This window comes from Cryptosporangium phraense, from assembly GCF_006912135.1.
GTDB lineage: Bacteria > Actinomycetota > Actinomycetes > Mycobacteriales > Cryptosporangiaceae > Cryptosporangium > Cryptosporangium phraense.
The window spans coordinates 152,915-165,813 of sequence record NZ_VIRS01000019.1; the positions used below are offsets into that span (position 1 = coordinate 152,915).

The 12,899-nt window shown below is 71.7% G+C and carries 11 protein-coding genes; 4 read left to right on the forward strand and 7 right to left on the reverse strand.

Features of this window, described 5'->3' with window-relative positions:
- Positions 1-7: 7 nt before the first annotated feature.
- Positions 8-259, forward strand: a complete 252-nt coding sequence (locus FL583_RS25650; RefSeq protein WP_142707369.1) for a mycoredoxin — start codon at positions 8-10, stop codon at positions 257-259.
- Here FL583_RS25650 and FL583_RS25655 read toward each other — a convergent pair.
- Complete coding sequence (locus FL583_RS25655; protein WP_142707370.1) at positions 206-1,531, reverse strand: MFS transporter; 1,326 nt, start codon at positions 1,529-1,531, stop codon at positions 206-208. The genes FL583_RS25650 and FL583_RS25655 overlap by 54 nt on opposite strands.
- Positions 1,532-1,638: 107 nt before the next feature.
- On the opposite strand from FL583_RS25655, the gene FL583_RS25660 reads away from it, so the two are divergent.
- Positions 1,639-2,265 (forward strand): nucleoside/nucleotide kinase family protein, encoded by a 627-nt coding sequence (locus FL583_RS25660; RefSeq protein ID WP_142707371.1) that lies wholly within the window; start codon positions 1,639-1,641, stop codon positions 2,263-2,265.
- Here the strand turns inward: FL583_RS25660 and FL583_RS25665 are convergent.
- From FL583_RS25665 to FL583_RS25680, 4 genes are all read right to left on the reverse strand, one after another.
- Complete coding sequence (locus tag FL583_RS25665; RefSeq protein ID WP_142707372.1) at positions 2,213-2,692, reverse strand: hypothetical protein; 480 nt, start codon at positions 2,690-2,692, stop codon at positions 2,213-2,215. The genes FL583_RS25660 and FL583_RS25665 overlap by 53 nt on opposite strands.
- Before the next feature lie 134 nt (positions 2,693-2,826).
- Complete coding sequence (gene nudC / locus FL583_RS25670; protein WP_205752446.1) at positions 2,827-3,858, reverse strand: NAD(+) diphosphatase; 1,032 nt, start codon at positions 3,856-3,858, stop codon at positions 2,827-2,829.
- Positions 3,855-5,192 (reverse strand): M16 family metallopeptidase, encoded by a 1,338-nt coding sequence (locus FL583_RS25675; protein ID WP_142707373.1) that lies wholly within the window; start codon positions 5,190-5,192, stop codon positions 3,855-3,857. Before FL583_RS25675 ends, nudC begins: the two co-directional genes overlap by 4 nt.
- Complete coding sequence (locus FL583_RS25680; protein ID WP_142707374.1) at positions 5,189-6,514, reverse strand: M16 family metallopeptidase; 1,326 nt, start codon at positions 6,512-6,514, stop codon at positions 5,189-5,191. The genes FL583_RS25675 and FL583_RS25680 overlap by 4 nt, the downstream gene beginning before the upstream one ends.
- 163 nt (positions 6,515-6,677) lie before the next feature.
- Here FL583_RS25680 and FL583_RS25685 point away from each other — a divergent pair, with 163 nt between their 5' ends.
- The gene (locus FL583_RS25685; protein WP_142707375.1) at positions 6,678-8,501 is read left to right on the forward strand and encodes an AMP-dependent synthetase/ligase; all 1,824 of its coding nucleotides are present in this window, start codon (positions 6,678-6,680) and stop codon (positions 8,499-8,501) included.
- 2,256 nt (positions 8,502-10,757) lie between these two features.
- Here FL583_RS25685 and FL583_RS25695 read toward each other — a convergent pair.
- Both FL583_RS25695 and FL583_RS25700 read right to left on the reverse strand, forming a co-directional pair.
- Positions 10,758-11,588, reverse strand: coding sequence for an alpha/beta fold hydrolase (locus FL583_RS25695; RefSeq protein ID WP_142707377.1), 831 nt, complete (start codon positions 11,586-11,588; stop codon positions 10,758-10,760).
- On the reverse strand, positions 11,585-12,298 hold the full coding sequence (locus FL583_RS25700) for a VOC family protein (protein WP_142707378.1): 714 nt from the start codon (positions 12,296-12,298) through the stop codon (positions 11,585-11,587). The genes FL583_RS25695 and FL583_RS25700 overlap by 4 nt, the downstream gene beginning before the upstream one ends.
- 285 nt (positions 12,299-12,583) lie before the next feature.
- On the opposite strand from FL583_RS25700, the gene FL583_RS25705 reads away from it, so the two are divergent.
- On the forward strand, positions 12,584-12,829 hold the full coding sequence (locus FL583_RS25705; RefSeq protein WP_142707379.1) for a hypothetical protein: 246 nt from the start codon (positions 12,584-12,586) through the stop codon (positions 12,827-12,829).
- Positions 12,830-12,899 lie beyond the last annotated feature (70 nt).

The following is a 12,899-nucleotide window of genomic DNA, read 5'->3' on the forward strand; positions in this document are numbered from 1 at the left end:
CGTTCGAATGAGCGCGCCGGCCACAACGCTGACGATGTACTCCACGACCTGGTGCGGCTACTGCCGACGGCTGAAGAGCCAGTTCGCGCGCGAGGGCATCGAGTACACCGAGGTCGACATCGAGCAGGACCCGACGGCGGCCGAATTCGTGATGAGCGTCAACGGCGGGAACCAGACCGTGCCGACCGTGCAGTTCCCGGACGGCTCAGCGCTGACGAACCCGTCCATCGCCGACGTCCGCGCCAAGCTCGGCCGGTAAGGCGTCCTCGGCGGGCGCGGGCGCGGGTGGGAGTGCCCACCCCATCGCCCCGCTCGCCGACATCGGCCCCGGCACCGGCCCGGACTCCCCGGCGGAGCGGACCCCGCGGGTCGTCACGACCAGGTACAGCACCGCCAGCAACGTCCCGGCGGCCATCACCGCCAGCAGGATCCGGTAGTCGATCACCGCGACCAGCAGCGCGCCCAGCGCCACCGACACGGTCTGCGGCACCCCGATCACCAGGTAGGCGGCCGTCGTCACCCGGCCGATCAACGCCCCCGAGGTGCTGCGCTGCAGGCTGGTGACGAACCCCACCAGCACCAGCGGCAGCCCGAACCCGGCCAGCACGACGCCGCCGACGACCGCCGGTAACCAGCTCACGATCATCGTCAGCGTGCCGGCCGAGAACGTACCCAGGCCGACGATCACCGTCCGCACCTCGCCCGCCACCCGGATCAGCCAGGTGGCGGCGAAGCCGCCGAGCACGGCCCCGATCCCCTGCACCGCGACGACGACCCCGACGAACTCCGGGGGCCGGCCCAGCCAGTCGACGATCGCGAAGACGACCGACTCGGCGATGCCGATCACCAGCAGCGCGAGCGCCAGCGCCACGGTCACGTGCAGCAGCGGACGGGCCCGCCAGAGGAACCGCAGCCCGGCCGCGAGCTCGGCCCGGATCGAGTCCCGGGTCGGGACCGGCTCCTCCCGGACCCGCAGCGCCCCGAGTGCCACCGCCGCCCCGACGAACGTCAACGCGTCCAGCAGCGCGACCCCGCTCCCGCCGATCACCGCGTAGAGCGCCGCCCCGGTGAGCGGCGCGATCAGCCGGAGTGCCTCCTTCACGGTCTGCAGCACCGCGTTCGCCTCGCCCAGCGAACTGTCCGGCAGCATGGTCTTGAGCAGCGCGTTCAATGCGGCCATGTGCAGGACGAGCAGGGTCCCGTAGACCGTCGCGACCCCGTAGATGATCCAGATGTGCGCCGACGACCGCACGAACAGCAGCGGCACCACCGACGCGGCCGAGCAGAGGTTCGTGACGACCAGGAACGAGCGTCGCCGGACCCGGTCGACCAGCCAGCCGCCCAGCGGCCCGATCAACGACGGCGCGGCGACGAACACCAGCGTGAGCCCGGCCTTACCGCTGCTGCCGGTCAGCGACTTCACCCAGATCGCCAGCACGAGAAGCATCGCCGAGTCGCCGAACATCGACAGCGCCTGCCCGGCGAACAACAGCCGGAAGTCCCGTCGGTGTAACAGCCTGGCGAGCGCCATTGTCACCCCCGGTCGTGGCGGCAACCCGGTCAGCCACGACCGCCCACTTACCGGAACATAGCCGTCAGAAAGGTCAGCTTCAAACGGCGCGGAGTACGTTCGTACGGGTGAGCCACCCGGTCCCGGTGTCCCCGGAAGCGCTGTCCGAACTGCTCAGCGAGCTGATCGTGGGACGAAACGAGACCCGGCTCCGGGTCGCGATCGACGGCGCCGACGCGGCCGACCCGGGCCGTCTGGCCGACAGCCTGGTGGTGCCGCTGCGGGCGGCCGGCTTCGCCGTCGCCCGCGTCCACGCGAACGACTTCCTCCGGGGTGCGTCGGTGCGCTTCGAGTACGGCAAGACCGACCCGGACTCGTTCTACGACCTCTGGCTCGACGCCAACGGGCTCACCCGGGAGGTCCTGACCCCGTGGGGCGTGGGCGGCCGGTACCTGCCCGCGCTCTGGGACGCCGTCACCGACCGGGCGGTACGCGCGGCCTACGAACCGGTGCCGGCCCGCGGGGTGCTGCTCGTCGACGGGCCGCTGCTCCTCGGCCGCGGCCTGCCGTTCGATCTCGCGGTCCACGTCCGGCTGTCCGGCGGCGCGCTCCGCCGCCGGACCTCTCCGGACGAGGCCTGGACCCTGCCTGCCTTCGAACGCTACGAGGACGAAGTCGACCCGACCGCGCTCGCCGACGTCGTCATCCGTGCTGACGACGCCAGGCATCCAGCCGTACTGGTGCGGGGCGGCTGAGCGCCAGACGCAGCTCGCGCCGCCGGTACAGCGAACCGGCCAGGATGCCCGCCATCGCGACGGTGGCGGCGGCCGCCCAGACGACCGCGAGCCGGGTCGCGGTTCCCTGCCGGCGCACGACGCCCTGGTCGGGGTCGCCCAGCGGTGCCGCCGTCGACTTCGTCGACGCGCTGGGCCAGGTCACGACCATCGTCCCGACGTTGCGAGCGACGTCGGTCGCCACCGCGGGCAGCATCCCGTCGGTGTGGATCATCGGTAACTGGACGCTCCGCACGTCGGCCAGAGCGCTGCCGGCCGTGCCGCCCACGAAGACGGCGGCGAGCAGCGCGCCGGCCGCGATCCGTCGCGTGACCCGGTTCGACGAGGGGGTACGCGCGGCCGCGACCGGAATCGGCCGGGGCCGCGGCGGGACGACCTGCGCCGGCATACGCCGACTCGAAACACTGGACATGACCGACCTCCGCTAGCCCTGGATGAACTGGGCCGCCCCGGTAAGAGAGGGGTTCACCGGGGCGGCCTCACTTGCACAGAGCCGCGGCCGCCGCCGGTGATACGAAGAGGTCAGAACGGATTTTCGATGCGCTCGTCGCGCCAGGCCGTGAGCAGTTCGTGAGCGATCGAGAGCGGCGGCGGGACGATCGGCGCCTCCCCCGGCCCGTGTCCGCGCAGCTGCCCGCGGGTGAACCAGCGGGCGTCGGCGAGCTCGACCTCCTCGACCGTGACCGGCTGGTCGGACTCGGCCAGCGCGTAGAAGCCGAGCATCAGCGACGCGGGCAGCGGCCAGGCCTGGCTGGCCAGGTAGCGGACCTCGCGGATCCGGACGCCGGTCTCCTCGGCGACCTCGCGGAACACGGCCGCCTCGGCGGCTTCGCCCGGCTCGACGAACCCGGCGACGCAGGAGTAGCGGCCCTCCGGCCAGGTCAGGCCCCGGGTGAGCAGGCAGCGGCCCTCGTCACCGGCCACGCCGTCGTGCACGAGCACGATGATCGCCGGGTTGGTGCGCGGGTAGACGACCTCCGAGCCGTCGACCGCCTCGGCCTCCCAGCCGCCGTTCCGCCAGCCCAGCCGGGTGCCGGTGCGCGGCCCGAAGCGGTAGTCGCGGTGCCAGTTGGCCAGCCCGATCGCCTCGGTGAGCAGCGACGACTCGAACGGGACGAGCTCGGCGCCGACCTCACGCAGCGATACCGACCGCCACCCGTCGGCCGGCTTCTCGGGGAGCTCGGCCAGGACGGCGAAGTACGGGATCCCGTCCTCCTCGGCCAGGAACAGCCGCTCGGCGTCGGGGGCCACCACCTCGGCGGCCGTGAACCAGACCAGCCGGGGCGCTTCGGTAGGGCCCTCGGCAGCGACCCGGCCGCGCTCGTCGAGCAGCACGATCCGGGCCCGCTCCCAGGCCTCCTCGAGCCAGGGGCCGTCCAGGCGGTGGTAGGCGGCCCGCTCGGGCATGGCCCGGCCGAGCGCCAGCCGCTGCCACACCGGCGCCACGGGATCAACCGCCGCCGACTCGCTGTCTGCGCTCGTTGACCACGACGCGGTGCGCTCGTGGTCGATCGGCACGCCCTCGGAACCCTCGGTTCCCTCGGGACTCGTCACGACCGGTCGACCGCACCCAGAGCGCCGAGTGGGCCGGCCACCACGCCGGCGTCGCCCAGCACGACCGTCACCCCGCCGGACGGAGCCAGATACGCGGACGCCGCCGCGGCGACCTCCTCCAGCGTCACCTTGGCCAGCCGGATCGGATGCTCGGCCAGCCAGTTCAGGTCGAGCCCGGTGCCGGCCAGCGCGATCAGCATCCCGGCCAGCCCGGCCTGCGACGACACGGACAGCGCGAGCGTCCCGATCGCGTACTGGCGGGCCTGCTCGAGCTCCTCGGCGGTCGGCGGCAGCGTGGCGATGCGGCCCAGCTCGTACTCGATCTCGAGCAGCGCGGGCGCGGTCACCTCGGTGGCGACGTCGGCCCCGACCAGCGTCATCGAGCCGGCCGCCGAGTGGTCGACGCTCGAGTGCGGCGAGTACGTGTAGCCCTTGTCCTCGCGGATGTTCTCGACCAGCCGGGACGAGAAATAGCCGCCGAAGATCAGGTTGGCCAGCTGGAACGCCGCGTACTCGGGGTTCGCGCGGGGCAGCGCGGGCAGCGCCACCCGCAGCGACGACTGCACCGAGCCCGGACGGTCGACGAGCAGCAGCGGCCCGGTCGTCAGCGCCGGGGCCGGTGGCGTGCGGTGCGCGGAGCCGGTCGGCGCCCAGTCGCCCAGCGTCCGCTCGACGAGGTCGAGCGTCGCCGCCGGGTCGATGCTGCCGACGAGCACCAGCACGCTCCCGGCCGGCAGCACGCGCTCGGCGTGCAGGGCCTGCAGCGACGGCGACTCGATGGCCCGCACCTGGTCGGGCTCGGGCGTCTCGATCGCGTACGGGTGGCTGCCGTAGACGCGACGCAGCAGCGCCCGGCGGACCGCCTGGGCGGGCTGCGAGAACGCGATCTGGATCCGGTCGGCGAGCCGGTCGCGCTCGGTGCGGACCTCCCGCTCCGGGTAGGTCGCGGTCGTCAGCACCTCGTTCAGCATCTCGAGCAGGCGCCCGAGCCCGTCGGCGAGCGTGTTGCCGGACACCACCAGGCGGTCGGGGTCGACGCCGACCGACAGGCCACCGCCGATCGTCTGCAGCTCCGCGGCCAGTTGCACGTTCGTGTGGGCCGACGTACCCGACAGCAGCGTGTTGGCGAGCACGGCGGCGACGGAGACGTCGTCGTCAGCGCCCGCGAACGGCACGCGCAGCCGCAGTTCGACCAGCGGAACCGTGCCCCGGCGGACCGCGACGACCTTCAGGCCGCTGGACAGCGTCCGCTCGGCGACCTCCGGCTCCGGCAGCGCCCGCGGCTCCTCGAGATCGGGGACCGGCCGGTTGACAGCGGCGTGCGACGGGCTCACTGGGCGCCTCCGGGAACGAGCTCGAGCAGGGCACGGCGGGCCGGGCGCAGCGTCTGGGCCGCGGCCACGACCTGCTCGGCGGTGACCTCGGCCAGTAGGTGCGGCAGGTCGTTGATCAGCTCCGCCCGGCCGCGCTGCTGCTCGAGCACGGCCGTGGTGAGAGTGCGGCCGAGGACGGCGTCCACCTCACGCAGGAGGTGAGCGGCCAGACGGGCCTGCACCCGGGAGAGCTCACCCGGCTGAAGGCCGGAGTTGGCCAGCCGGTCGAGTTCCTCGTCGACCGCGGTGATGACGGTCTCGGACTTCACCGCGGGCGGGAAGTGCGCCTGGAGCAGGAACGCGGTGGGGTCGCGGACGTCGAACGGGTCACCCATGAAGCCGAGGTACCCGGAGACGGAGGTCGCGATCGCGTCTTTCAGGACCAGCCGCTCCACCAGCCGGGACGCATCACCGTCGGTGAGTACTTCGGCCAGCACGACGTACGCCAGGTACGCGTTCAGGTCGTTGACCGGGTCGGGCACCCGCCAGGCCATCGCGACCGCGGGCAGCGGGGCCATCGCGTCGTGGTGTTCGGCCCGACGCTCGGACGTCAGATCGGGCTCGGCGAACGACGGCCGCACCGGCACCGGCCGGGCCTCGACGTCTCCGAAGTGCACTTCGATCAGCTCGGTGGCCCGGGCCACGTCCAGATCGCCGCCGACCGCCAGCACGGCATTTCCCGGCGCGTAATACGTCGAAAAGAAGCTTTCAGCGTCCTCGACGGTCGCGGACTCCAGGTCCTCGAACGAGCCGTAGCCGTCGTGGGCGTTGGCGAACGTGTCGAACATGACCGGCGGCAGGAGCAGCCAGGGGAACCCGCCGTAGGGCCGGTTCTTGACGTTGACCCTGATCTCTTCCTTCACCACCGCGATCTGGTTGGCGAGGTTCTCCTCGGTGAGCTCGGGCCGGCGCATCCGGTCGGCCTCGAGGAAGAGCGCCCGCTCCAGCGCGTTGCTGGGCAGCGTCTCGTAGTAGTCGGTGTAATCGAGGTGCGTGCTCCCGTTGAACACGCCACCGGACGCCTGCACGTACCGGAAGTGCGCGAGTTTCTCCAGGTTCTCCGAGCCCTGGAACATCAGGTGCTCGAACAGGTGCGCGAACCCGGTACGGCCCTGGGGCTCCGAGCGGATGCCGACGTCGTAGACGACGCCGACCGCGATGACCGGGGCGGAGCGGTCCGGCGTGAGGACGACCCGGAGGCCGTTGGGCAACGTGAACCGCTCGACCGGGAAGCCGGTGGCGGGAATCGTGACCGGCGCGCCGGCAGAGGTAGGTGCGGACACGTCACCGACCCTAGCCGCCTGTCGCGCCCGGCGTCGGCGACGGCCAGTGTGGTATCCGGGCCGTTACCCGGATCGATGCAGTTCCCCCACCTCGGCAATCACGGCACACGTGCGTACGTCCCCCCGTACCGTGTGCGACATCACACTCCAAGGGGGCGCGAGCATGACCGTCACCGTTGACACCGGACATCGTTCGATCGGCCAACTTTTCGTCGCACAAGTGGCGAAGAACCCGACCGGGCGGGCGTTCTCGGGGCCGGCGCCGATCACCACCACGACCGCCGACGGGGCCATCGGAACCACGAGCCTCACCTGGCAGGAGACCGCCGACCAGGTGTTCGCGCTCGCCGCCGGCCTGGTCGAGCTGGGGGTCAACCCGGGCGACCGGGTCGGCATCGCCTCCGGCACCCGGGTCGAGTGGATCCTCGCCGACCTGGCGGTGATGTGCGCGGGCGGCGCGACGACGACGATCTACCCCACCACCGAGGCCGGCGACGCGGCGTTCATCCTGGCCGACTCGGGCAGCGTCGTCCTGTTCGCCGAGGACGCGGCCCAGCTGGCGAAGTTCCAGGAGCGCATCGACGATCTGCCGGACCTCCGGGCGATCGTCACGTTCGAGCCGGTGGAAGACGAGTCGGACGGCGTGCTCAGCCTGGCCGACCTGCTCGACCGGGGCAGCGAGCGGCTGATCGCCGAGCCCACGCTGGTCGAGGAGCGCATCGCCGGCATCGGCCCGGAGGACCTGGCCACGCTGATCTACACGTCCGGCACCACCGGCCGGCCCAAGGGCGTCCGCCTGGTGCACGCGAACTGGATCTGGGAGTCCGAGGCCCAGGCCAGCCTCGGCATCATCGAGCAGCACGACCTGCAGTACCTGTGGCTGCCGATGGCCCACTCGTTCGGCAAGGTGCTGCTCTGTGCACAGCTCACGCTCGGCTTCGAGAGCTACGTCGACGGCCGGGTCGACAAGATCGTCGAGAGCCTGCCGCACGTCAAGCCCACGGTCATGGCCGGCGTGCCCCGCATCTACGAGAAGGTCTACAACCGCGTCCGCGGCATGGCCCAAGACAAGGGCGGCGCGACCTGGAAGATCTTCAACTGGGCGCTCGGCGTCGGCAAGCAGGTCGTAGCGCTGCGCGAGCAGGGCAAGCAGCCGTCGGGATTCCTGGCGCTGAAGTACGCGATCGCCACCAAGCTGGTCTTCAGCAAGCTGCAGGAGCGCTTCGGCGGCAGGATGCGCGGGATGATCTCGGGCGCGGCGCCGCTCTCCCGCGAGGTCAACGAGTTCTTCCACGCGGCCGGCATCCCGATCTACGAGGGCTACGGACTCACCGAGACCGCGGCCGGCGCGTTCGTCAATCTGCCGGAGCGCTTCCGCCTCGGCACCGTCGGCCTGCCCCTGGGCGACCTCGACGTCAAGATCGCCGAGGACGGCGAGATCCTCCTCCGCGGCGGCAACGTCATGCGCGGCTACCACCACCTCCCGGAGGAGACCGAGGAGGTCCTCGACGACGACGGCTGGTTCCACACCGGCGACATCGGCGAGCTCGAGGACGGCTTCCTGCGCATCACCGACCGCAAGAAGGACCTGGTCAAGACGTCGGGCGGGAAGTATGTGGCCCCGTCGTACATCGAGGGCCTGTTCAAGACGATCGTCCCGCAGGTGAGCCAGGTACTCGTCCACACCCGGAACTACTGCACGATGCTCATCACGCTGGACGAGGACGAGATGCGCACCTGGGCCCAGGGCGCAGGCCTGGAGTCGCTCAGCGGCGCTGAGCTCGCCGGTCACCCGCAGGTGCGGGCTCACGTTCAGGCCGGGGTCGATCAGCTCAACGGACAGATCAACCGGTGGGAGTCGATCAAGGGGTTCGTGATCCTGCCGCAGGACCTGTCGGTCGACAACGGTGAGATCACCCCGTCGTTGAAGGTCCGCCGCAAGTTCGTCGAGGAGAAGTACTCGTCGGATTTGGACTCTCTGTATTAGATCTACGCCTGCCTGGCGCGCGCCAGCCGCTCCCGCGACCGGCGCGCGCGGGGTCGAGCGCCGGCCGTTCCGCCGGCCCGTGCGTGGTTTCCCGCCCACCCTCAGTTGCTGGGGGTGTGCATGGCCAGGGGTTTGCCCCGCCCCCGCAGCTCCCCGCCGCGGGCGCCCGGCGTAGAGGCCTTCTCATCGATCGCCGATGCGCGTTCCCCTGAGCGCGTCGCGGCCTGAGGCGCAGCCCGAGCCGAGAAGCGGCCGCAGGTCCGAGGCCAGCCCGAGCCGAGGCGCAGCCCGAGCCGAGGCGCAGCTGGAGGTCCGAGGCCAGCCCGAGCCGAGGAGCAGCCCGAGCCGAGGAGCAGCCCAAGCCGAGGCGCAGCTGGAGGTCCGAGGCCCCAACGAGGCGCGTCCTCGGCGGTCGGCGCTCCAGCCGCCAGCAGGCGCCGGAAAGCACGATCAGCACCAACGGGGTCATCGATCTCCGCCTGCGCCCACCCGAGGCCCAGGCGCTCCGCCGTCCCGAACGAGACAAGGCGGTCGCAGACAGACCGAAGCCCGGCCCCGCTCGGCACCCCAGGGCGTGCCCGCAGCTTGGCGACTTTCCGGGGTTCTCACATCCCCTGAGACCCCGAAATCCCGCCAATCCGCGGGTAGAAATCCCGCGACAAAGGTTCCGTCTCGCTGGCAGCTCCGAGAATGCCCGATCGGCGCTGCCGCAGCCCGCGAACCGGCGCGCCCAGCGCTCAGGACGGCCATCGCCGGAGACGGTTAGTCAGGACCGCCCGGCAGGCCGCGAAGTCGCAGCACCCGAAATCGGTGGCCGGTGCCAAACCTCGTCGTTTCCCTTCGGAGCCCGACCACCGGCGATCAAGCGCCCCAGCAACAGAGCGCAGCCCGGGCCAGCAGCGCGCGCCAGGCCGCGCAGGAGCCCAGGCGGGCCCGGGGCCCAGGCACCGGAAGCCGGGCACCGCGCACGTGCACCGCGCATGTGCACCACGCAACGGGCACCGGACGCCGGGCCCCGCGCACTGGATGGCGGGACCGGGCACCGGGCACCGCGCACCGCGCACCGCGTGCAAGATGGCGGGCACCGCGCACCGGGCACCGCGCACCGCGCACCGCGTGCAAGATGGCGGGCACCGCACACCACACACCGCGCGACCGGATGGCGGGCACCGGGTGGCGGTTGGCGAGCACCGGGCACCGGTTGGCGGGCACCGGTTGGCGGGCACCGGTTGGCGGGGGGTCGGGGCGGCGTCTCGCGTCGGAGACGGCCCGACGACGGAAGTACAGCCTGGAACGGCGGCGCACGCCGCGAGCCATCAGGAGATCGGGGACCAGATGGTTGATTCCTAGCGGCGCGGCGACCCGTTCCGGCCTGCGACCCCTTGAAAGGCGCGGACCCTTACCGGACGCGTCCCCACGCCTTGTCGCACTGACCGCAGCGATCGGACACAACGACAAGGCCGACCAACTGCCCCGATTCTCAGCGCGGCCCCGGGTGCGCTAACCGACCGTGAGGTTCTGCGAATTAGTCAACTTTCCTGACTACTTGGTCAGGTAAGTTGACCAATCCGAGAAAGCAGCAGGCGAATCGGCGAGAGCGCGCCAGCCACAGAGGTGCCGTTGCCACAAGCCGGAATCGCAGGACAGCCGCCTGTTCGAGGGTCCCCCGGATCCGGGCGTCCCCCATCTCTCGTAACCCCGGACAGATTGCCGAACACCTAGGCGGTCCCCGGCGCGGCCAATGCCTCCGGAACCACTCATCGAGGAGCCATGGGCTCGGGGCCGGGGGCGGCCTCTCGCCCGGAGGCGACCCCGGCGGCAGAAGCGCAGCTCGGAGCTGCAATACACGCAGCGAACCCGCAGAGGAGACCGGCGCCCGGCATCCGGAGCCATGCGCCAGACGTCAAGTGCCAGGGGCTCGGGGCGGCCTCTCGCGCCAGAGGCGACCCCGGCGCAAGAAGCGCAGGTTGGAGCTGCACCGCACGCGGCGAACCCGCAGAGGAGACCGGCGCCCGGCGACAGGGGCCAGGCGCCAGGGGCCAGGCGCCAGGCGCTCAGGGCTGGAAACGGCCTTTTGCGTCGGAGACGGCCCGTACGGCGGAAGCGCAGATCGGGGCGGCGGCGCACGCAGCAGGCCCGGCGCCGAGCGCCGGTCGCCGAGCGCCGGGCGCAGCGGCCCAGCGCAGGGCCGGGCGCCGCCGCCCAGCGCAGGGCCGGACGTGGGCCGGCGCGCCGGCGCGCCGGCCTCGGCGGGCGCTACGACGCGGCGCGGGTGAGGATCAGGTCGGCTATTCGGTCGGGGGCCTGGTCGGGAAGCCAATGAGACAGCCCCCCAAGCTCCACGAACTCGTAATCACTCTCGACATACGTGCCGCAGTTCTCGGCCCCGGCCCGGCCGAGGGCCTGATCCCGGTCGCTCCAGATGTACGTCGTCGGAACCCGGATCGGCGCGGCCTCGGCGGCGTCCCGGCCGGACATCGCCCGGTACCAGTTGAGCGCCGCGGTCAGCGCACCACGCTTCCGCAGCGGCCGGACGTACGCGTCGACCTCGTCGCGGGACAGGCCGGCACCCCGGAACACGCCCCGCAGCGACCGGGCACCGAACGCCAGCAGAACCCGCTCGGCGATCCACGGCCGCTGGAAGAACAGCATGTACGTCGACTTGCGACGCTGCTCGGCGTCGGTCTTCAGCGCGGCCCGGAAGGCCCGCGGGTGCGGCACCGAGAGCGCGGTCAGCGTCCGGACGCGGTGCGGGTGACGCCCGGCCAGGTGCCAGGCGACGACCGCACCCCAGTCGTGGCCGACGACGTGCGCGGACTCCAGATCGAACGCGTCGAGCAGCGCGATCACGTCGTTCACCAGGTGGTCGGTGCGGTACTGCTCGACGGCCTTCGGGCGGGCGTCGGGCGAGTAGCCGCGCTGGTCGGGCGCGAACGTGCGGTAGCCGGCCTCGTTCAGGCGCGCGGTCACCGCGTCCCACTCGCCGGCGTTCTGGGGGAAACCGTGGAGCAGGACGATCGGCTCGCCGTCGGGCGGGCCGCCGGTCCGGACGTCGAACGTCAGCCCGTCGGACGTGTACCGGGTCATGCCGATTCTCGCGGGAACGCGCAGAACTCGTTGCCCTCCGGGTCCTGGAGGATCCACCAGTAGATGTCGTCGTCCGGGCTGCGCAGGAGCGTCGCCCCGGCGGCGATCAGCGGTTCCGGGTCGGTGCCGGCCAGCGTGACGTCCCAGTGCAGGCGGTTCTTGACCGTCTTGCCCTCCGGGACGGGGTCGAAGACCCAGTCGTCCCAGGGAAAGCCGGACGCGCCCTCGATCCAGGCGTAACCCTTCTCCTTCGCCTCGTGGACCGTGCCTCCGACCTGAGCGGCCCACCAGGACGCCTGCGCGGCCGCGTCGCGGCAGTCGACGATCAGCTCGAACGGCGCGATCCGCGCCGGGGGCGTCTCCCGCGGGGGGAACCCGCAGAAGACGTTGCCGTCGGGGTCGGTGAGGACCCACCAGGGGTCGACGTCCGGCTCGGTGACGATCCGCGCGCCGAGCACGACCAGCGGAGACGGGTCGGGTTCCGGGAGCCGCAGGTCGAGATGCACGCGGGTCTTGCCGACGCGAGGCTCGGACACCGGGTTGACCCAGATCTGCGTGGCGTGCGGCTGGTCGGATCGCGCCTCCACGAGCCAGCCGCTGGGCACCTTCGTGAACGCCGTGCTCAGAACCCGCGCCCAGAACCGGCTGAGCTCCTCGGCGCCGTTCTCGGGCGCGTCCACAACTAGATCGCGAAACTCAGCGTTCGGCATATCAGTCACTGTGCCCCAGCCCGGACATGGTCGCCGAGCTGTTACCAGTGAGGCGTGAGATGTGCATCACACCCTGGGCCCGACTCGCACCGAATGTCACGAACCCAGGACGCCGGAGTGACCGGATCGCGACATTAGTACGTAAGCCCGCTGACAGTTGGCCGACCGCGGAGGCAAGAGACTAGCTCGTGAATGCAACCGCAGACGGTTTCGGAGCGTCTGACGGCGTGAGGGACTTTCACTCCGGGCAGCGCGACGTCCGGAGCCGACCGGGAGGTGTCGAGAATGCGCTTGTACCGGCGAGCCAACGCTGCCGGATGGTCGACGGTGGTGCTCAGCGCCACCGCGGGCCTGGCGGTGGCCGCTCTGGTCGCGCTGACACCCTGGCGGGTGCCCGACCTCCCCGGTGCGCGTGACCGGGTGCAATCCGTGAGGGAGAATCAGACCGTCGAGCGTGGCGAGGAAGTGCGGAGCTTCTTCACCGTGTTCCGGGTCGATCAAGGTGCGGGCTGGTCCGCGCTGCTGCGTTAACCGGCGCTAACCGGCGCTAGCCGGCGCGGAACGCCGCACCCGGGCCGGGACGAACACACGGGAGCGGTGA

Excerpts from the sequence above, each read along its gene's own strand:
- FL583_RS25650 (WP_142707369.1), top strand. The coding sequence starts at position 8 with ATGAGCGCGCCGGCCACAACGCTGACGATGTACTCCACGACCTGGTGC.
- FL583_RS25655 (WP_142707370.1), bottom strand. The coding sequence starts at position 1,531 with ATGGCGCTCGCCAGGCTGTTACACCGACGGGACTTCCGGCTGTTGTTC.
- FL583_RS25665 (WP_142707372.1), bottom strand. The coding sequence starts at position 2,692 with ATGCCGGCGCAGGTCGTCCCGCCGCGGCCCCGGCCGATTCCGGTCGCG.
- FL583_RS25685 (WP_142707375.1), top strand. The coding sequence starts at position 6,678 with ATGACCGTCACCGTTGACACCGGACATCGTTCGATCGGCCAACTTTTC.
- FL583_RS25695 (WP_142707377.1), bottom strand. The coding sequence starts at position 11,588 with ATGACCCGGTACACGTCCGACGGGCTGACGTTCGACGTCCGGACCGGC.
- FL583_RS25700 (WP_142707378.1), bottom strand. The coding sequence starts at position 12,298 with ATGCCGAACGCTGAGTTTCGCGATCTAGTTGTGGACGCGCCCGAGAAC.
- FL583_RS25705 (WP_142707379.1), top strand. The coding sequence starts at position 12,584 with ATGCGCTTGTACCGGCGAGCCAACGCTGCCGGATGGTCGACGGTGGTG.